This window comes from Bacillus chungangensis (genome assembly GCF_030812995.1).
Classification (GTDB): Bacteria; Bacillota; Bacilli; order Bacillales; family Bacillaceae_C; genus Bacillus_CF; species Bacillus_CF chungangensis.
In genome coordinates this window covers 44344-64517 of sequence record NZ_JAUSTT010000019.1, presented here as the reverse complement: position 1 = coordinate 64517, position 20174 = coordinate 44344, and the positions used below count along the sequence as shown (strand labels likewise).

General features: G+C 38.2%; 16 protein-coding genes. 12 read left to right on the top strand and 4 right to left on the bottom strand.

Translation table 11 applies throughout. The annotated features are described in order from the left end of the window. Window positions 1-581 precede the first annotated feature (581 nt). From J2S08_RS15145 to J2S08_RS15100, 10 genes are all read left to right on the top strand, one after another. Entirely contained in the window at window positions 582-1955 is a 1374-nt protein-coding gene (locus J2S08_RS15145) for an alanine/glycine:cation symporter family protein (protein ID WP_307230940.1), read from the top strand. A gap of 57 nt (window positions 1956-2012) precedes the next feature. Beyond that, on the top strand, window positions 2013-3689 hold the full coding sequence (locus J2S08_RS15140) for a M20/M25/M40 family metallo-hydrolase (protein WP_307230938.1): 1677 nt from the start codon (window positions 2013-2015) through the stop codon (window positions 3687-3689). 18 nt (window positions 3690-3707) lie between these two features. Next, the gene (locus J2S08_RS15135; RefSeq protein ID WP_307230936.1) at window positions 3708-3971 is read left to right on the top strand and encodes a LamB/YcsF family protein; all 264 of its coding nucleotides are present in this window, start codon (window positions 3708-3710) and stop codon (window positions 3969-3971) included. Window positions 3972-4159: 188 nt separating this feature from the next. Further along, entirely contained in the window at window positions 4160-5344 is a 1185-nt protein-coding gene (locus J2S08_RS15130; protein ID WP_307230934.1) for a type III PLP-dependent enzyme domain-containing protein, read from the top strand. A gap of 15 nt (window positions 5345-5359) precedes the next feature. After that, window positions 5360-6724 carry a D-arabinono-1,4-lactone oxidase gene (locus J2S08_RS15125; protein WP_307230932.1) on the top strand — a complete coding sequence of 455 codons (1365 nt, stop codon included), beginning with the start codon at window positions 5360-5362 and terminating at the stop codon, window positions 6722-6724. Between the two features lie 171 nt (window positions 6725-6895). Beyond that, on the top strand, window positions 6896-8923 hold the full coding sequence (locus J2S08_RS15120; RefSeq protein ID WP_307230930.1) for a penicillin-binding transpeptidase domain-containing protein: 2028 nt from the start codon (window positions 6896-6898) through the stop codon (window positions 8921-8923). Between the two features lie 198 nt (window positions 8924-9121). Next, window positions 9122-10207, top strand: coding sequence for a response regulator aspartate phosphatase (locus J2S08_RS15115; RefSeq protein ID WP_307230928.1), 1086 nt, complete (start codon window positions 9122-9124; stop codon window positions 10205-10207). An 85-nt stretch (window positions 10208-10292) separates the two neighbouring features. After that, window positions 10293-11396 carry a Rap family tetratricopeptide repeat protein gene (locus tag J2S08_RS15110; RefSeq protein WP_307230926.1) on the top strand — a complete coding sequence of 368 codons (1104 nt, stop codon included), beginning with the start codon at window positions 10293-10295 and terminating at the stop codon, window positions 11394-11396. Window positions 11397-11492: 96 nt separating this feature from the next. Beyond that, window positions 11493-12575: a response regulator aspartate phosphatase gene (locus tag J2S08_RS15105; protein ID WP_307230924.1), complete on the top strand. Its 1083-nt coding sequence runs from the start codon at window positions 11493-11495 to the stop codon at window positions 12573-12575. Then, the gene (locus J2S08_RS15100) at window positions 12562-12717 is read left to right on the top strand and encodes a hypothetical protein (protein ID WP_307230922.1); all 156 of its coding nucleotides are present in this window, start codon (window positions 12562-12564) and stop codon (window positions 12715-12717) included. The genes J2S08_RS15105 and J2S08_RS15100 overlap by 14 nt, the downstream gene beginning before the upstream one ends. 258 nt (window positions 12718-12975) lie before the next feature. Here J2S08_RS15100 and J2S08_RS15095 read toward each other — a convergent pair whose 3' ends face one another. The 4 genes from J2S08_RS15095 to J2S08_RS15080 all read right to left on the bottom strand — a co-directional run bounded on the left by J2S08_RS15095 (window position 12976) and on the right by J2S08_RS15080 (window position 17697). Beyond that, on the bottom strand, window positions 12976-14208 hold the full coding sequence (locus J2S08_RS15095) for an efflux RND transporter periplasmic adaptor subunit (protein WP_307230920.1): 1233 nt from the start codon (window positions 14206-14208) through the stop codon (window positions 12976-12978). A 36-nt stretch (window positions 14209-14244) separates the two neighbouring features. Next, window positions 14245-14907: a hypothetical protein gene (locus tag J2S08_RS15090; protein WP_307230918.1), complete on the bottom strand. Its 663-nt coding sequence runs from the start codon at window positions 14905-14907 to the stop codon at window positions 14245-14247. Between the two features lie 296 nt (window positions 14908-15203). Beyond that, a complete protein-coding gene (locus J2S08_RS15085) occupies window positions 15204-16247 on the bottom strand; it encodes a hypothetical protein (RefSeq protein ID WP_307230917.1) in 1044 nt (347 codons plus the stop codon). Window positions 16248-16257: 10 nt separating this feature from the next. After that, window positions 16258-17697, bottom strand: coding sequence for an MBOAT family O-acyltransferase (locus J2S08_RS15080; protein ID WP_307230915.1), 1440 nt, complete (start codon window positions 17695-17697; stop codon window positions 16258-16260). 248 nt (window positions 17698-17945) lie between these two features. On the opposite strand from J2S08_RS15080, the gene J2S08_RS15075 reads away from it, so the two are divergent. Both J2S08_RS15075 and J2S08_RS15070 read left to right on the top strand, forming a co-directional pair. After that, window positions 17946-18980, top strand: coding sequence for a S66 family peptidase (locus J2S08_RS15075; protein ID WP_307230913.1), 1035 nt, complete (start codon window positions 17946-17948; stop codon window positions 18978-18980). A gap of 17 nt (window positions 18981-18997) precedes the next feature. Then, complete coding sequence (locus tag J2S08_RS15070) at window positions 18998-20146, top strand: polysaccharide deacetylase family protein (RefSeq protein WP_307230911.1); 1149 nt, start codon at window positions 18998-19000, stop codon at window positions 20144-20146. Window positions 20147-20174 lie beyond the last annotated feature (28 nt).

Sequence of the window (20174 nt, the reverse complement as noted above, 5' to 3'; positions counted from 1 at the left end):
TAGCGATCAACGCACGAAGAAAAGCGGTTTCCTTTTCGAGGACGCCTGCGATCTTAGCCTTTGTTCTATTCTTTATCAGTGGTGGATGAGAGAAAACCCCCACTGATGGAAGTTTCATTTTAACCTAGCAATCTAATGTAAACCATAGAAAATGGGGTCCTGATCGTGTTTTGTTGATTCAGCAATTTCAGCAGATGTATTGACAAACAAATGAAAATCGTTTTTAATGTAAAGTACTTAATATATTTTACTATGTGGAATTTATTCCACTATGTGAAAAAAATAGTGCTTTTTTTGCATTTTCAGGATAAGGACATTTTCACTGGCAAAGATTTCTACAAAGGAAATGCAGCGAGCAGATATTACAGATTTTTCTAATTTTTTGTTTGAAAGTTGATGAGTTTTTCTAATAGGAGACTTTTTCTTTGTATACGATGAAAACGCTTCCTATAGGATGTGAAATGTCAATAATAAACATAAAAGTCTCACAATTGTTTTCGTCCTGCAATCATGAGCAGGCAGTCTTATTCAAAGGGGAGGAACATCTCGCAATCTATTTTTAAAATGAGAGGGAGGACATGATGGAGAAATTTACACAATTGATAGAACGGGCAACAGGCATCATTTGGGGATGGCCTATGATGCTGTTGCTTATAGGTGGGGGTATCATCTTAACGTTTCGACTTCGTTTTTTCCAATTTCGTTATTTCCCGCATATCATGAAGCAAACATTTGGAAAAATTTTTGCAAAACATGATGGCCCTGGAACCGTAACGCCATTCCAAGCAACCACATCAGCACTTGCCTCTACTATGGGAGCCGCGAATATAGTTGGTGTCCCTGTAGCAATAGCACTCGGCGGGCCGGGAGCAATTTTCTGGATGTGGCTCGTAGCGTTTATCGGCGTAGCGACTAAGTACTCTGAGGTAGTATTGGGACTTCATTATCGGCATCGGAATGAAGACGGCGAATACGTTGGCGGTCCGATGTATTATATACAAAAAGGCTTAGGCTGGAAAAAGCTTGCTTCCTTTTTTGCATTTGCTTTAATGATAGAGATCGTCGCTAGTACGATGGTACAATCCAACTCGATTGCAACGACGATGAAAGGAGCGTTCAATATTGACCCTATTTGGACAGGGGTAATAGTGGCGATTCTCGTCGGCTTAGTTACGTATGGCGGCATCAAAACAATTGGTAAAGTATCGGAAAAATTAATTCCGTTTATGGTAATCATTTATTTAATAAGTGCACTTGTTGTCATTGTAGTCAATATAAAAGAACTTCCTGTTGCTTTTGCACTTATTTTTAAACATGCATTGACACCAATTTCAGCTGCCGGCGGATTTACAGGAGCTGGTGTGGCTGCCGCCATTCGTTGGGGGCTTGCACGTGGTCTTTATTCCAACGAAGCGGGTATGGGGACAGCACCAATCGCACATTCCGCTGCGATGAACGATCATCCTGCCAAGCAAGGATTTTGGGGCGTTTTTGAAGTCATTGTGGACACGCTAGTAGTTTGTACGATTACTGCGCTTGTCATCTTAACTTCTGGTGTTTGGGAGAAAATTGCTCCTAATGAAGCTTCGACAATGGTAACAGCTGCTTTATCACCTGTATTTGGCGCTTCCGCCGCTGGTGTCATTATCTCAGCGACACTGTTTTTATTTGTTATCACGACAGTAGTTGTTATCGTGTTTTACGGTGAAAAGCAAGCAGAATTTTTGTTCGGTTCCACATTTGCTAAAATAATGCGATTTCTTTACATTGGTGCCATCATCGTTGGCGCCATCGGCGGGCTGCAATTTATTTGGCAATTTCTCGATCTTCTATTAGCTATTGTTGTCATACCAAACGTCATTGCTGTTCTTCTATTGAGCAAACAAGTGCAAGCGATTACGAATGACTATTTTACGAACTTTTACAAGCAGGCTTACCGAAAAAAGGGAGCTTAACGACAAGAATCATCTGAAAAATAAGGAAAGATAAATAGAATGAGGAGGTATACATCCATGTATCAACAAATTTACTCACTTCCTACTGAACAACAAGTAGAAAAAATAACCAAACATTTAGTTGGGATTAATAGTATCAATGGAACCATTGGAGAGATACGGATTGCCGAAGAGCTTTATGCAATTTTAAAAACGTTTCCATACTTTCAAGAGAACCCGGAAAATCTTTGGCTTCATACGGTGGAAGGTGATCCGATCGGAAGAAAGAATGTCTTTGCTTTCGTCAAGGGGGCAGCTGAAACGAAGAATACAATTATCTATCATTCTCATATTGACACTGTAGCAATAGAAGATTATGGCCAATTGAAAGATAAAGCATTCTCACCAGATGCATTACAAGCCTTCTTCCGTACTTATGACAATGATAAAGAATTACAGCAAGCAGCACAATCGGGAGACTGGATGTTTGGGCGCGGGGCTGTAGATATGAAAAGCGGGGCGGCTGTTCATGTTGCGAACATCCTTTACTTTTCTGAGCATCGCGAGGAATTGCAAGGCAATCTATTGTTAATGTTCAATGGAGATGAAGAAAGCGAACATCGTGGAATTATTGGGGCGCTCCAGGAATTGAATAGATTACAAGAGGAGCAGCAATTAAACTATGTGTTAGCGATTAACAATGACTTTATTACGCCGCTCTATGATGGTGACGAGCAGCGCTATATTTATACTGGAACAGCGGGAAAAATATTGCCTTGCTTTCATATATACGGCCGTGAAGTGCATGTTGGAGATACATTGTCAGGCATCGATCCGAACTTTGTTGCGGCAAAGTTGACAGAACGGATACATAATCGCTACGACCTTACCGAAAAAATTCCCGGTGAACTTGTTCTGCCGCCTACTTGTCTCTATCAAAGAGATACGAAGGAAACATATACAGTACAGACAGCGACAAGCAGTCATCTATACTTTAATTATTTTATTTACGAAGCGACGCCAGAACAGGTGCTTGATCAACTGCTGCATGAGGCAAAGCAGGCTTGCGCAGAGGTAGAAAGCTATTTGAAAAAGCAGTTTGAACAATATATTGCTGTCACTGGCCTACCGACAAGAGACCTTTCTTGGGAAATAGAAGTGACCACCTATTCTGATTATGTGCAAACACTAGTAGACAAAGGAATCGATGTCAAGCCTGTTATTGCAAAGGTCTTAGAGGAAAAAAAAGCGAACGATTTGCGGGACCTTAGTTTTGAAGTTGTCAGCGTACTCCAAGCGCTTGACCCTGATAAGAAAGCTCGTGTTATTCTATTTTTTGCGCCGCCTTTTTTACCGCACAATTATTTGAAAGAAACGGACAAACGAGATAAACAAGTACAGGAATCCGTTGCGGCGATTCTCGAAGACATGCAAAAAGAAACTAGCGAGCAATTTACCTTGAAAAAATTCTTTCCTTATTTAGCAGATGGCAGCTTCTTATCCATTCACGAAACAGAAGAAGAGCTTCGGCCGCTGCTTGATAATTTACCAGAGTGGGAAACCCTCTATCCAGTGCCATACTCAGCAATTAAGAAATTGAATGTGCCATCTGTAAACATGGGCGTATATGGGAAAGATGGACATAAGTGGACAGAACGTGTGTATAAACCATATTCTTTCGGTATTTTACCGTTTCTTATCCGAAAAACAACAATCAAGCTATTAAATGAAGCAGCAGAAAAAACATTGGTCTAATAACTGGAAAAGTTTGGCTTGCAAGGTGCTCATGAGGTTTTTGCCGATCGAACGAAACAAGATGATGGCACACTAACGCCAAGAACGGACCAGCATGCAATGATTAAAAATCATGAAATTGCGGTCGAGCAAGTACAAACTGTGTCAGGTAAAATCATTCCAATCAAAGCAGATACTGTTTGTCTGCACGGCGACAGCGAACACGCTATCACATTTACGAAACTTACTCATAAAGCATGCCAGCATGAAAATATAGTAATAGAAAAACTCACCGTTTTTTAAAATAATGGTGAGTTTTTTGTGTGAAAACAACTATTGAAATGATACTGACTTAATTAACTGTATAAAAAAATCTGCTAGTAATATAAATGATAAGGAAGAGTTAGCTGCCGAATTTTTTTATAGCACTTTAACTAAATGCTATAAAAATAAAAAGCATTGGACAAGAAGGAGGTTGGAACTTCGCTAAAATGCTTTCACAATATAAACGTTATGAAGCAGCCTTTGAACATTTGCCGCGGCCTTTTGCATATTTAGATTTAGACTACCTCGACAGCAATATTCATTACATTAAGAAGCTTCTCCGCTCAAAACGTATTCGGATTGCCACAAAATCAATTCGCTCTGTTGCAGTCATGACTTATATTGCAAATAAATTTCCGCAATTTTCAGGATGGATGACTTTTAGTGCTGCTGAAACAGTTTATTTGCTTGTACAGGGGCTTGATCAACTGCTTTGTGCCTATCCAACAGTTGAAAAAACAGCAATAGAACAAACAGTTCCATATATTCGTAAGGGCAGAGAAGTCATTTGGATGGTTGATTCACTTGAAGCTTGGCAACTCCTTGAGGAGATAGGCCTTACACATAATATCGTTTTTTCACTTTGTCTTGACATAAATGTAGCAACTGCTTTTCCGTTTTTATATTTTGGCACGAAACGTTCGCCTCTCAACAATGAAGCAGCATTAAAAAATTTGTTGCATATGGTTGCTTCTTTTACGCATACAAAGGTTGTCGGTGTCATGGGGTATGAGGCACAAATTGCTGGGGTCGGCGATGTTCCAACAGAAAGGTGGAAAAGGCCTATCATTCCAGTATTGAAAAAAAGATCACTCAAGGCGATTGCTGATTGGAGATTGCGAGCTATCGATATCATTGAATCGTACACTGGTCCATTACAATTTATAAATGGCGGCGGCTCAGGCAGTTTATGGTGGACGGGAAAGCAAAGCGAAGTGACAGAAGTAGCGGTTGGTTCAGCTTTTTATTTTCCAGCTCTTTTTGACCAGTACAAATCACTAGCACTTCTTCCCGCTGCTGGCTTTGCTTTAAGCGTGACGAGAAAACCAGCTGAGAACATTGTTGTCTGCCATGGCGGCGGGCTTATTGCTTCCGGTGCTTTCTCAAAGGATAAATTTCCGCAGCCTTACTTGCCTAGCGGATTGTCGCTTTTAGCTAATGAAGGGGCTGGAGAAGTACAAACTCCCTTACTAGCAACGACAGTAATTCCTTCGATTGGAGATTCCGTTTACTTTCGTCATGCCAAGGCTGGGGAATTGTGCGAACGTTTTTCATGCTTATATGGCTATCGAGATGGCCAAGTAGTAGAAACTTTTACGACATACCGCGGTGATGGACAGTGTTTTTTATAGAAAGGAGGAAGCCATTTGCCAAAAGCCTTTTGGGATGGCTGTAAAATGAAATCAATAAACTTATTAAGAAAAAAGAAAAGCTGGAAAAATTGGGCTGCAACAGCATCGAGTGCTTTTGAAGCGTTATATACGCCAAAAAGTACTGCTGAATTGCAAGATATTGTGAAAAAAGCTGCTCGGCAGCACAAAAGAGTCCGCGTTATTGGCGCTAGCCATTCATTTAGTCCTGTTGCGATGCCAGAGCATATTGTACTTAGTCTTCATCATATGCGTGGTTTAGAAAAAGTCGATCCAACAACAAATGAGGCGGTGATTTTAGGAGGAACATATTTACACGAAATTGGCCCATTGTTAAAAGAGCATGGCTATGCATTAGAAAATATGGGAGATATTCAAGAGCAGACAATTGCTGGAGCAGTGAGCACGGGGACCCATGGAACAGGTATTACCTTTGGTTCTTTATCCAATCAAGTGGCCGCCTGGGAATGGATTGATGGAAATGGCAATCTCCATTATCATAGGAGAACTGGAAAAAATGATGATTTAGCGAATGCACTCCACGTCTCTATGGGATTACTAGGCATCCTCGTTCGGTTAACGATTAAAGTTGTTCCGCTTTATAGTTTAAAAGTAACGACATTTCGGACAACCATTGCGGATACGATGTCTTCTTGGAAAATAGATATGCAAACAAACCGTCATCTCGAATGGTTTTACTTTCCGGGTACAGACATCGTCCAAATAAAACAGATGGAAAAAGTTGCCCCGATTGCCCAGCGTAAAGGGGAAAAGATAAACGCCAGCTTCAGTAAAATATGCATTGAAAATCATATTTTTTATTTACTCTCAGAGTGGTGCAGACGAAATCCTAAACGCTCACAATTGGTTAGCAATATTTCAGCCAAAACAATCCCTAATCGTATAGAAACAGGCTTTAGCTATGAAATGTTTGCTTCCCCTCGAAAGGTGAAATTTTACGAAATAGAATATGCCATTCCAATCAAACAATTTTTACCGTGCATAGAAATGATCGCTTCACATTTACAAAAGCAGCCATTTTCCGTCCATTTTCCGATTGAATGCCGTTTTGTAAAAGGAGAAGATGGTTTCCTCAGTCCAAATTACCAACAGGACTCAGCTTTTCTAGCTTTTCATATGTATAAAGGAATGGAATACCTATCGTATTTTGCTTGGGTCGAAGAATTGATGTCCGACTTTCAAGGGCGGCCTCATTGGGGGAAAATGAACACCTTTAACTACCAGCAAGCAAAACAATGGTATCCGATGTGGGAAGTATTTTTAACAACCCGTCAGCAATTTGACCCCAATGGCATATTCTTAAACACCTATTTTGAAAAGCTGCTTTCCTCTTCATCTTAAACAGTAATAATCATTGTCTTTTTATTTCATTCGAAAGCGCTATGATCTTTCTTCTATTCTCTTACCCATGCAACCCTTTTTTTATCTTTCAAGTGGAGATTAAACTTTGAGAGAAGGAACGAAAGCGATTATAATAGAAGGATAGAATGAAGTGGAAAGGAAGTAAACTAGATGAAAAGAATCATCAGTATGGTTGTCATCATTTTCATCGTTTTCACACTTGCTGCTTGCAAAAATAAGGCTTTATCACCAAATGATCGTCTGAACACCTATATTGAAAGCTGGAATGAGCAGCAATTTGACAAAATGTTTAAGCGTGATTTATCAACAGAGACAAAAGAAACGTATAACAAAAAAGATTATGTAGATCGTTATGAAAAGATATACAAGGATTTGCAAATTAAGAATGTAAAAATTGATTACAAGCCTTTAACAGAAGAGGAAGTAGAGGAACTGGAAGAAGAAGCAGTCATTCCGCTTCAGATTAGTTTCGATACGATTGCAGGGCCAATTTCCTATAATAAGAAAATCCATTTGCGGAAAGAAGAACGTGAAAAAGAAACGGATTGGTATATTGATTGGAACCCAGGATTTATCCTGCCTGATCTTAAAAAAGAAGACAAAGTAAAGGTTACGACGACAGATGCAAAAAGGGGAATCATTTTTGATCGACACAAAACGGCATTAGCTACGAATGGCAATGCTTATGAAGTTGGCATCGTTCCCGGAAAACTGGGGGAAAATAGCGAAGCAGTAAAGTACGATGCCGCTCGCTACTTAGGCATATCTGTAGAAGAAATCAATGAAAAGCTAGAAGCAAGCTGGGTTCAGCCTGACTACTTTGTTCCCTTAAAGAAAATTGCAACGAATCGCGAAGATATTCTTATGAAATTGCAAAGTCTGCCCGGTATTGCAACGAAAATGATAGCAACGCGTGTATACCCATATGAAGACGCAGCTGCCCATTTAATTGGCTACGTTGGAGCAGTAACAGAAGAAGATATGAAAGAACATAAAGATGAAGATTATGGACCTACCAGCATCATTGGAAAAAGAGGGCTGGAGCAAGTTTATGAAAAGGAATTGCGCGGGAAAAGCGGTGTGCAAATTTCGATCGAGAATACGGATGGAGAAAACACTATTATTGCAGAAACAGAACCAGTTGATGGCGAAAATATTCATCTAACCATTGACATTGAAACGCAAAAGAATGTTTATGAACAGATGAAAGGCGGACCTGGCACAGCTGCAGCAATCAACCCGTTGACAGGGGAAGTATTATCATTAGTTAGCGCACCGTCCTTTAATCCAAATGATCTAACACTTGGAATGTCAGCTGCAGATTATAAAAAATTAGAAAATCAGCCGGGGCTCCCACTCATTAATCGCTTTGCACTTTCTTACGCACCAGGCTCCACTATTAAACCGATTACAGGAGCCATTGCATTGAAAAAAGGGACAACAACCCTATCTGAAAGCATCGTAATAAAAGGTAAAAAATGGCAAAAACAAAACTGGGGAGATCACTATGTTTCCAGAGTATCGGATACGAACGGACCAGTCAACATGGAAAGAGCAATGGTGCTTTCCGACAATATTTATTTTGCCCAAATGGCACTTAGAATGGGCGGCGACCAGTTTATAGAAGGATTGAAAGAGTTTGGCTTTGAGGACAACATATTATCAGGCTATCCACTAAAAAAATCTCAGATTTCTAATAACGGTAAATTAGGAAGCGAAGGCTTGATAGCGGATACTGCATATGGACAAGGAGAACTGCAAATGAACATCCTTCATTTAGCAATGACCTACACACCTTTTGTCAATAAAGGCAATCTCCTAAAGCCCGTTTTGCTTCAAGAAGAAAAGCAGCCGCAATATTGGCGGGAAAATCTTCTTTCCGAAGACACGGCAGCAGCCATTGCAGACATGATGCGTAAAGTAGTAGCAGACCCAAGAGGAACTGGACGAGCAGCCAACATTCCCGGATTTGCATTAGCTGGTAAAACAGGAACAGCAGAACTGAAAGCAGAAAAAGGAGCAAAAGGAGCAGAAAATGGCGTCTTTGTCGCCTATAATGCAGAAAATCCCAATCTGCTTGTGGCAATGCTTATAGAAAACGTTCATCAAAAAGGCGGCAGCGGCATCGTCATAGATCAAGTCGCAGACATCTTCAAAGCACAAGCTGAACAACAATAACGCTAAAAAGCTCTGTCGATCAGGCAGAGCTTTTTAAATGAGCGTCCGGCAAAGCATAGAAAATCAAAAATATTGACGAACAATGTCGGAATATTAAGTCTTTATATGGTAGTAAAAAAATAGTTATTTGCTATAATTGAACTTGTATGAAAGTTTATGGGATTATATCGAGAAATATGGAAGAAGGTGAAGAAAAAAGTGACTGTAGACGTCGTAACAAAAGACGAAATCACAAAACTATTGAATAACTGGTATAGTAAAATTCGGTCACATCATGTTGATAAAGCAAAAGAATTAAAAACAGAAATCGATCAAAAAATGCACCGTATGAAAGAAGATCAAGATATCCTGCTCCACTATTCTTTGTTAGATTTTCGCTTTCAAATATTAACAGGAGATTTTCAGCATGATTTAATTTTAAGTGAAAAACTGTCAATCTCAGAACAAACAGAAACATTTCTGCAGTACTATTATCATTTCTTTAAATTTATTTATTATACGGAAATCAGTCAATACAGGAAAGCGAAAGAACATTATGAAAGCGCCGAAAGGTTACTAGAAGCTATTCCAGATGAAGCCGAAAAAGCGGAGTTTAACTATCGAGCTTCTATATTCTATTATCACATTGGCGACTATAGTCATTCCATTAGTCATGCGATGGAAGCGAAACGTTTTTTCTCTTGCAATCCCAGTTATGAAATTAAATCGGTTAATTGTAAAATTACGATCGCAATATCATGTATAGAATTATCAATGTTTGATCTTGCTGAAAAACAACTGAAATCCTCGCTAAACATTCTTACTGAACAGAAGGAAAAATTATTCATTGTTTATTATAATCTAGGATTGCTATATTCCCAAAAAGGTCATTCAGAATTAGCAATCAAATACTTATCTGCTTCAATCAAAGAAAAGAAGCATTATAAAACCATGTTTTTATTGGCGAGAGAATATTTTAAAGTTGGGAATATTGAAGATGCGCACGTTTACATTCAAAATGGATTAAAAGTTTGTGATAAAGAATATATGCATCATTTTCAAATCTTAAAGGAAATAGTGGACCAATCATCTGTTGAACAGATAGAAAACGTAGTAGAGAAAGCCTTGCATTATTTTAAGAAAGAGAATATGTGGAGATATGTCCAAGATTATGCAGGAGAATTAGCTGTTCGTTTTTTTGCTGCGAATAATCCTAAAAAGTCAACCAAGTTTTTTCGTCTTAGTTATGATGCGAAGCAGATTTTGAATTGGGAAATCTTGCATATCAATCATATTGAGGCATGAATACTAAATATTTAATCTTACTGATTCATAAATGTAAAAAATATGATTTTCTAAATGAAACTGGTATAAGAAGGTGAAGAAAAAAGTGACTGTAGACGTCGTAACAAAAGAAGAAATCACAAAGCTACTGAATGATTGGTATAGTAAAATTCGGTTACATCATGTTGATAAAGCAAAAGAATTAAAAACAGAAATCCATCAAAAAATGCACCGTATGAAAGAAGATCAAGATATCCTGCTCCACTATTCTTTGTTAGATTTTCGCTTTCAAATATTAACAGGAAATTTTCAGCATGATTTAAGTTTAATTAAAAACATGTCGATCTCAGAACAAACAGAAACATTTTTACAATACTATTATCATTTCTTTAAATTTATTTATTACACAGGAATCAGTCATTACAGCAAAGCAAAAGAACATTATGAAAACGCAGAAAAATTATTAGATAATATTCCAGACGAAGCCGAAAAAGCGGAGTTTAACTATCGAGCTTCTTTATTCTATTACTATATTGGTCAAGATGGAACAGCAATAGTGCATGCAACAAAAGCTAAAGATTTTTTTTCTAACAATCTCGGATATGAAATCAAGCTTGCAAATTGTCTTAATACGCTAGGTATGGCATGTATTCACTTAAGGCAGTTCGAACTTGCAGAAAAACATCTCATTGCTTCCCTTAATATCCTGCGAGAACAGAATGATAATACGTTGTTGTCGTTAATCTTAAAAACGAACTACAATTTAGGATTATTGTATGCAGATCAGAACCTCTCAGAATTAGCAATCCAATACTTATCCGAATCATTCGAAGATGAAGAAACAGATTATAAAACGATGTTTTTGCTAGCAAGAGAGTATTTTAAAATAGGAAATATTGATCGTGCAGAAACTTACATTCAAAAAGGATTAAAAGTTTGTGATGAAGAATATATGCATCATTTCAACATTCTGAAGTCAATGAATGATAAGTCTCCAATAGAACAGTTAGAGGAGAATGTAGAAAAAACCATCAAATATTTCAAAAAAGAAGAATTATGGCAATATGTAAAGATTTATACGGAGGAATTAGCTTCTCGTTTTTTTGCTGTGAATAATCCCCAAAAATCAACCAAGTTTTTTCGTATTAGTTATGAAGCAAAACAAATATTAAACAGTGAAATTTTACATTTAAATCATTTAGAGGCATGAATATAAAAGAAACTAAAATAATTGATCTTACTAATTTATAAATGTAAAAAATATAATTTTCTATAATGAAACTGGTAAAAGAAGGTGAAGAAAAAAGTGACTGTAAGCGTTGTATCAAAAGAAGAAATCACAAAGTTATTGAATGATTGGTATAGTGAGATACGATCACATCATGTTGCTAAAGCAAAAGAATTAAAAATAGAAATCGACCAAAAAATTCACCGTATTGAAGAAGATCAGGATATTCTAATCTACTATTCTTTATTAGATTTTCGTTTTCAAATGTTGACAGGAAATTTTCAACATGATTTAAGTTTAAATGAAAACTTGTCTATCTCAGAACAAACAGAAACATTTCTGCAGTACTATTATCATCTATTCAAATTTATTTATTACACGGAAATCAGTCATTACAGCAAAGCTAAAAAACATTGTGAATATGCTGGAAGATTACTAGAGGATATTCCAGACAAAGCAGAAAAAGCCGAGTTTAATCATAGGGCAACATTATTCTATTATTACATTGGCGATTATAGCCGTTCCATTAGCCATGCAATAGAAGCCAAACGTTTTTTCGCTGAAAAATCTGGTTACGAAATTAAATTAGCGGCATCTTTAAATGTCATTGGAATGTCTTATATAGAATTGTTACAATTTGAACTTGCTGAAAAACATCTGATCTCCTCATTGAATATGCTCAAAGAAAAACAAGAAAAATCACTAATTAAGAAAGTAAAGTATAATTTAGGATTGCTATATTCCCAAAAAGGTCTTTCAGAATTAGCGATTAAATACCTTTCTGATTGTAAACAAGAAATAGAGTATAAAAGGTTTTTTTTATTAGCTAGAGAGCATTATAAATTAGAAAATAAAAAAGAAGCACAAGCATATATTGAAAAAGGATTAGTAGATTGTAATTTAGAGTACAAACATCATTTTACCATTTTGAAGACAATGATAGATCAATCGTCTATTGAACAGTTAGAGCATGTTATAGATAAGGCTATTCAATATTTCAAGAAAGTAAATCTATGGATATATGTGGAAGACTATGCAGAAGATTTAGCTATTCGACTTTTTGATCAAAATCATCATAAAAAATCAAATGAATATTTCCGAGTTAGTTGTGAAGCTAGGAATATTCTAAAAAAAGGAGTGCTATTTAATGAAAAAGCTTAAAATGTTGGCGGTAGGAGTAATGGCTGTAGGTGTTTTTGTATTTGGAAGCATGAATATAAAAGAATCTGATCATATTAATTTGGCAAGTCATGGAAACGGATTTAGTTTTCTATCATCTATGAACGGAACGTATAACAAATAAACTTTTTAGTCTTTGGAAAGCTCATTAATTACCACAGTAAGATCTTATCATTGTATTTTGCCCCTCCTCTTTTGAGTCTAAAAAGCTTCGGCATATAAACTTATCGAATTGGCTCATGAAAGAGCAATTCTGCATATTTATTTGATTTCGCAAACTTACCCCCGCATCACTTTAACGTTATAACGCTAATTCATCGTTTTTAACAACATATAATACAAAGAAAACAGGACTGTTCTCCACAGTCCTGTTTTTTTAACCTCAGCGCTGCAAGGCGCCGATTAGTACGTATTTTACTTTTGTTTTTGTCGGTGTGCTACGGAATGTCGTTTTCTTTAGTTTGCTTACTTTTAATGGTGTGATAAAAGGTTGGTTTGTTTGCAGTCCTTTCGGTTTTGCTACGTACCAATCGCCTTCTTTTGCACCATTTACTACTTCAGCTTTGCCATTTACCTGTATGCCGGTTTTTAACGGTTTTTTTTCAATTAGTCCCTTGTCATTGAGAACATAGATGCTTTTCTCATTTTTGGAACCAACGAGGCTTTTTTCTGGGACGAGGGGAACGGTTGTTGCCTCATCAAGAATGATTTTCGCCTTCACATGGTAGCCTGGATAAATATTTTCATTTTCTATCTCTTCCAAGGCAATTGTGAATGGATAGGCTGCTTCTGTCTTCACGTCCGGTTTTTGCTCAGGAACTTCACGGATCGATTGCAGCGTTCCTGTCATTTTTTCCTTAAATAATTCAGAAGACACTTGCACGTCCATGTCTTGTTCAACTAAGCTTCTTTCCTCTTCTGTAAAAAGTCCTTCCACAACAGCGTCACCCGACATAATCGTGATAACTGGATTGTCGAGATTATAAGCAATATCCGCTACTTTTCCAGCATATCCGCTGACGACAGAGATATCACTAACCCGTTCCAGCAGCAATTGCTGTTCATATTTGTCGATTGCATGCTCGACCTTGCTTTTTTCCAGCTCTTTTTCAGCAATGTCTGCTTCAATGCGATAAGCAGTTTCTTCTTGCTGTTCAACAATGATAATTTTATCCTCTTCACTGCCATATGTATGAGGACGAGAAGCAGGCAATGATGCTAAAATATTTTCCAACTCACCAATTGCATCCTCTATACTGCGCTTTTCTTTTTCTAGCCGGTCTATTTCAAGATTGAGGAGTTCTTGCTGTTTTTCCAAGTCCGGATTGGCATATTCAAAAAGCGGTGTGTCACGGCTAACTTCATCGCCTACTTCTACTAAAAATTCCAGAAACGGCGCCTCTTTATCTACATAGATATAATGCTTGTCAGCAGCGGAGACAACACCATCTGCCACAAACGATTCCTCAAGGCTGCCAGTTTGGATTGTTTTCCATTGATGAATAGAATGCACGCGAGCCACCTTGCTTTTCTCTTTGCTGATCAATACGATATTTACTGTTGCAAATAACAAAATCGCTGCGATTAATACGATCGACCATCGCTTTTTCGTCATGCTTTCACCACCATCTTTATCAGTAATCTCTTCATCTTATAAAATAGCATGAAAATCAATATAAGCAAGCACAGCTGTTATAATCCAGTATGCAAGATTGACACCAATGACAATCCCTAAAATAGCTGCACGGCTTTTTTCAATACAAGCACGCAATCCTTTATATTGCAAATAAATCGCCCATCCTTTAAAAAGCGAGATGCTTCCAAATAAGTAGATGAAGAAATTTTTTGCGTTCATCGATTGCAGTAAAACACCAAGGGAAAAAGGCGATGAATACCATGGCAGCCCAGCTGTAAGGAGAAGTAAGCCGTTTACGGCAATCTCGATTAGATGGATGCCTAGGACAAGTGACTGAAAAACGAGCAGCTTCTTGTAATCAATCCCTGTAAAAACCCAAAAAAGCAACGCAGTAAAAAATGTTAAGATCGCTGCATACCCTAAACCGCTAAATCCTTTACCCAAGGCAAACAGTGCTTTTCGAATCTCAAATTCATGGGGCTGAAGCACTGTTAAATCTTTCGACAAACTTTCTCCGCCAATTCCAAAAAAACCAGCAGCCATAAAGATGATAAAGCTGCAAAGAAAGAGCACGATGATCCTTGACCGCAGACGATAAATCTTTTCGGTTTTTGATACCTGATAAAAGCTAGTCGCCGGATGGACGAGCGCTTTCCAGAAATTAAACTCATAAATCATAAAAAGCTGCCTCCAATGATAAACAAAATTGAACGCCTTCGAATGATACAAAAAGTAGAGAAACTGTTAAACTGACAAGCTATTTTTGTTATCTTTTCGGCATCATTCGACTAGTACACTCCACTACTATTATTTTAGCTTATTTAATAGCAAAAATCTCCATGTGATGCAAAAAAAATGGCAGCAGACGTTAAATGCTCATAATTTTGAAAAACGCTGCTGTCATTTTTTACTTATACGAAGCGTTGAAAAGCTTTCGCGCTCAATATGGAGATCTATCACCAAACTTAAGACAATCATTTTGCAGAAAATTTTTCTCGTATCACGTTTAGAAATTCGTCTAGATTTTCATTTGTGAGTACGACGCCAAAATCGGCTGGAACATCTTCATCATGACCGCTTATTTTGTTCGCAATAAGCGTACCTATTTCGGGATAAAAATGGTGGCCATCAAAGTAATGGGAAATGTCGTCCGTAACCGAATTTGGATACATAAAATGCTGCACTTCGCCAAATTCTGCCACTAAATCACGAAGCCATCGTTCATAATCGGGAAGTCTCCCTTTTTCTACTAGTGCTTCAAACAAAGGCGTTGAAATCGGTGTTGTAAAAATAATAAAGTCCGTATCAGGGTTCTTCACTTGTAATTGGTGGAAAATGGCTCGATAGTCAGGGTTGTATTCATACGTATCTCCATAAAAGACTTGTCGGAAACGCTCCACCTTCTCAGCAACGACATTTTCAAGCTCTACTTCATCGATGCGCTTCGCAAATGCAACATTGTTGCGATTATAATTTCGTTCTTCCAAAATCACATTGTGACGTGATTTGTTGAAATTTTTCCAAGCATATTTCAACAAATCAAAAGAGATTAAATTTTTATAACGGTAAAATGGTTCATGCAGCGTTTCTAAGTAATTGTCTAAATTTTTCGCTTCAGCACTTTCTTGCAAGCTTGATTTGAAAAAATCAACACCGATGATAATTGTTTCAAACGGCTCTTTGTTTGCCTTCACAGCAGAATCGATAAAGCTCTCGTATTCACGAATCGACATATCACTAACAGCAAAATTATACACATCCATGTCGATAAAATCGTCCTGATTAATATAAGTAGACCGGCTGCTGCCAATGAGCAGCGTACGATGATGAAACGGCTGAAAATACATATGATTGGATTTCTGCTGGCGTTCATCAATCAAAAGCTGATGATCATTGTACGTATGTGCATGTCCAAACGTCCACATCGGATCGATAAAAAAAATAAAGGAAGCTGTTGATCCAAGGATTAGAAAGACAAGCGACAAAAAAACGATGACAAATTTTCGATAAGGATTCACCTAGCTCACCCTAAAAATTAAAATATAAAAACTCTGTTACCTTCTGTAAATGAAAAGCCGAATAAATAAACAGCGCCGCGGCAAAAACCGCATAATACCATTTTGGCTTAAATTGTTCTTTCCATTCATAGGAGTTCTTAAAGACCAACACAATGCAGAGTGCACCTGCTAGATAAAGCAGCACTTCCAATGCTGACGCTGCTAACGAAAATGTATAAAGCCTTGTCGTCTCCCAATGAAGTATATTTGCAAGCTGATCCGGAATGGATACACCGTTAAGTCCTGCCATGCCTTTTAATACTTGAATGGCAGTTGTGAAATTAGGAGCGCGGAAAAACACCCACGTTGCATTGACAAATTGGAAGGTGATAAACCATGCTAATACTTTATTCATGGAAAAACCAGCCCGCGTCCAAAAGCGATTGATCACACTTGCGATGCCATGCAGCAGTCCCCACAAAACAAATGTCCAGCCCGCTCCATGCCATATCCCGCTAATCGCAAAGATAATCAGGATATTCACGTACGTGCGAACGGCTCCTTTTCGGTTCCCACCGAGCGGAATATAGATATATCTTGTCAAAAAGGTGGATAGTGTAATATGCCAACGCCGCCAAAAATCTTGAATGTTTAATGCCTTATATGGAGAGTTGAAGTTTTTTGGCAAATGAATGTTAAACAGCAGGCCCGCTCCAATCGCCATATCTGAATAGCCGCTGAAATCAAAATAAAGCTGGAATGTATACGAAAGCGACGTCATCCATGCATCGATAAATGTTAACGACGCTGCCATACTATAGCCACTATTCACCCACACAGCAAATGCATCGGCAATCACCACTTTTTTAAATAAACCAATGGAAAAAACAAGCAGGCCTACTGCGATATGTTTGGCATTCACGCGCCGATTAAATGGGTCGCGAAACTGATCCATCACATCTTTATGATGCACGATCGGTCCAGCAATCAATTGCGGGAAAAAATACACAAACAGTGCATAATCTAAAAAAACATATCCCTTCGTTTCTTGGCGGTAAGAATCGACCAAATAACCGATTTGCTGAAACGTATAGAAGCTAATCGCTAACGGAAGTACCAAATAAAGAAGATTGAAATCTGTTGAAAAAACAAGATTGATATTGTTAATCAAAAAATCATAATATTTAAAGAAGCCTAACAAACCGACATTGAAGACAATCCCGATCGTCAACATGAGTTTCCGCTGCCAAATCGGTTTTTCTTTTCCTAAATAAGTACCGATAAAGAAATTGACGAATAGCGAGAGTAAAATAAGCGGAAAATATTTTGGATTCCACCAGCTGTAAAAAAACAATGAGCTGAGAAACAGCCAGATTTTTGACACAGTGAAATGCCATCTATTTAAAAGAAAGTAGACAAGAAACACTGTGGGAAGAAACACGAATATAAATTCAAATGAGTTAAAAATCACTGAGATAATCCTCCCAAAAAAGACATGAATCAAAGCTAATCATACTATAAAAATATGAGGGGTACAATCCAGCAAGTTCTAACAAATAAATATTTTCCTCTAAAAAGTAGATAAATTGGTTTTTTCCTTATCAAAAAAGGATATTTACAGTATGATCACGAAAGTTTTTACAAGTGTAAAAAAGAGCAAGAATGTAACTATTTGTCTAATTTCGTGTTTTACGGATGAATGAAAAGGGAGAGAGCAAAATGACAAGCATACGTTATCTAAAGCCATTAAAGAAAGGTGATCAGGTTGCCATTACCGCTCCATCTAGCGGTGTCGAACGGGAGCTGCATCATTTGCTTCACAAAGCAAAAAAGCAAGTCGAACGTGCCGGCTATACAGTAAGGGAAGGCAAGTCGATTTGGACAAATCATAAATTAGTTAGTTGTGAAAAAGAACAAAGAGCGCAGGAATTGATGGATTTTCTCCTTGATGATACGATCCAAGCGATTATTCCACCGTGGGGCGGACACTTTCTAATGGAAATATTGCCGCTATTAGATTGGGAAGCACTAAAGGCTGCGGAACCTAAGTGGATATTAGGATATTCGGACACTAGCACACTATGTTTTGCTTATACTATCATGACAGGTTTCGCATCAGCGCACGGTACGAATTATGTCGATCTGTCAGCCCCTCATTGGGACCCGATCACAAAAAAATGGACGGAAGTGTTAGGAACAGCAGTCCATGAAACGATCTCACAAACGTCGTCAGAGACTTACCAATCTTCATGGGAGCAGGCTTTTGAAAATCCGGGAACTGGTCTTTACTTTGATACACCAACTGAATGGAAGACGCTATCTAGCAAAGGAACACAATTTTCAGGCCGATTAATCGGCGGCTGTCTTGATACGCTTCATCATCTCGTTGGAACACCTTATGGCAACGCTCGTGATTTCATCGATCGTTATTGCCGTGAAGATGGTGTGATCTGGTATTTGGAAAGTGCCGAATTAACGGCAGCAGGTATTTATCGGGCATTATGGCAATTAAAAATGAGCGGTTGGTTTGAGGGCGCTGCAGGCATTTTATTTGGCCGTCCAGGCGACTATCAGCCTGTGGATGACTTCGAAATGATCGATGCATTGCATGCTGTTTTTGCTGATTTACAGATGCCAGTTGTATACGATGCTGACATCGGCCACTTGCCGCCGCAAGTGACGCTCGTCAACGGTGCTTTTGCAACAGTGAAAGTGGAAAACGGCACAGGAAAAATCGACATGACTTTTAAATAATGAAAGAAGGGGAAACAATGAAAAGAAAAATCGTACTTGCTGCGATGGTATGGTGTGTCATGATCATAGGCTTCACACAAACGAAGGCAGAGGCAAAAACAAGACAGCTTATCTTTATCGGGGTAAATGATGAACTGATTTCAAATGTAGATACACAAGCATACATAGAAGACGGGATTACTTATGTTCCTGTCCGTATTTTCGCTGAAGCATTAGGCGTCGAAGTTCGCTGGAATAAAGATACGCGAACAGTACAGTTGACGAAGGACGACAAAAGCATCTTGTTAGACCCAGCTAACAAACGTTTAACGACGGATACAGGGGAGGAACAAACACTTTCTATCCAAACAGATCAGGAAAGAGTAGTCGCTCCGTATCGTTTTATGAGTGAGTATTTTGGCTTTAAAATCGTCTATATCCAAGAAGGTCCTATTGCTAGAGTAGTAGACGGGAAAGAGACCTTAACGAACGAACAATTTCTTGCCAAATACAAGGCACAAATGCAAGCGGAGACAGAAAAGTGGCGCAAGATGCAGCAGCCAAAACCTACCAAAAGCGCGTACCTTACTTTTGACGATGGTCCGAACAAGCATACAGAAACCATTTTGCAAATCTTAAAGGAGTATGAGGCGAAAGCAACTTTCTTTATGTTGGACGGCAATATGAAGCAATATGAAGGCACTGTTCAAAAAATGGTAACGGAAGGCCACGCTTTAGCTTGTCATGGCGTTACACACGATAAAAACAAATTTTATCGTTCTCCTGCTTCGGCTGTGAATGAAATGACGACGTGCCTTAGCACCATCAAAGCGATTGCAAATGTAGATTCCAATATCATTCGTGTTCCGTATGGCAGCGTTCCCTATATGAAAGCCGATTATCGGAAAGCAATGGATGAAGCGGGTTATCTGATGTGGGACTGGAACGTAGACAGTTTGGATTGGAAATTTTTAAACGGTCCTAAAACGGCTAATTATACGATCGAACAAATAAAAAAACAAGCAGCAAACGGAACGGCGCCAATTATTTTAATGCACGATAAAGCAACAACAGCTGAAGCGCTTCCTGCCATTTTAGATTACTTGCAGAACAATGGCTACGAGTTAAAAGTAATGACAAACTCTTTGCAGCCATATAACTTTTGGAACAAACACAAAGTTTCATAGATTTTAGACACAAAAGAGCGCAAACATG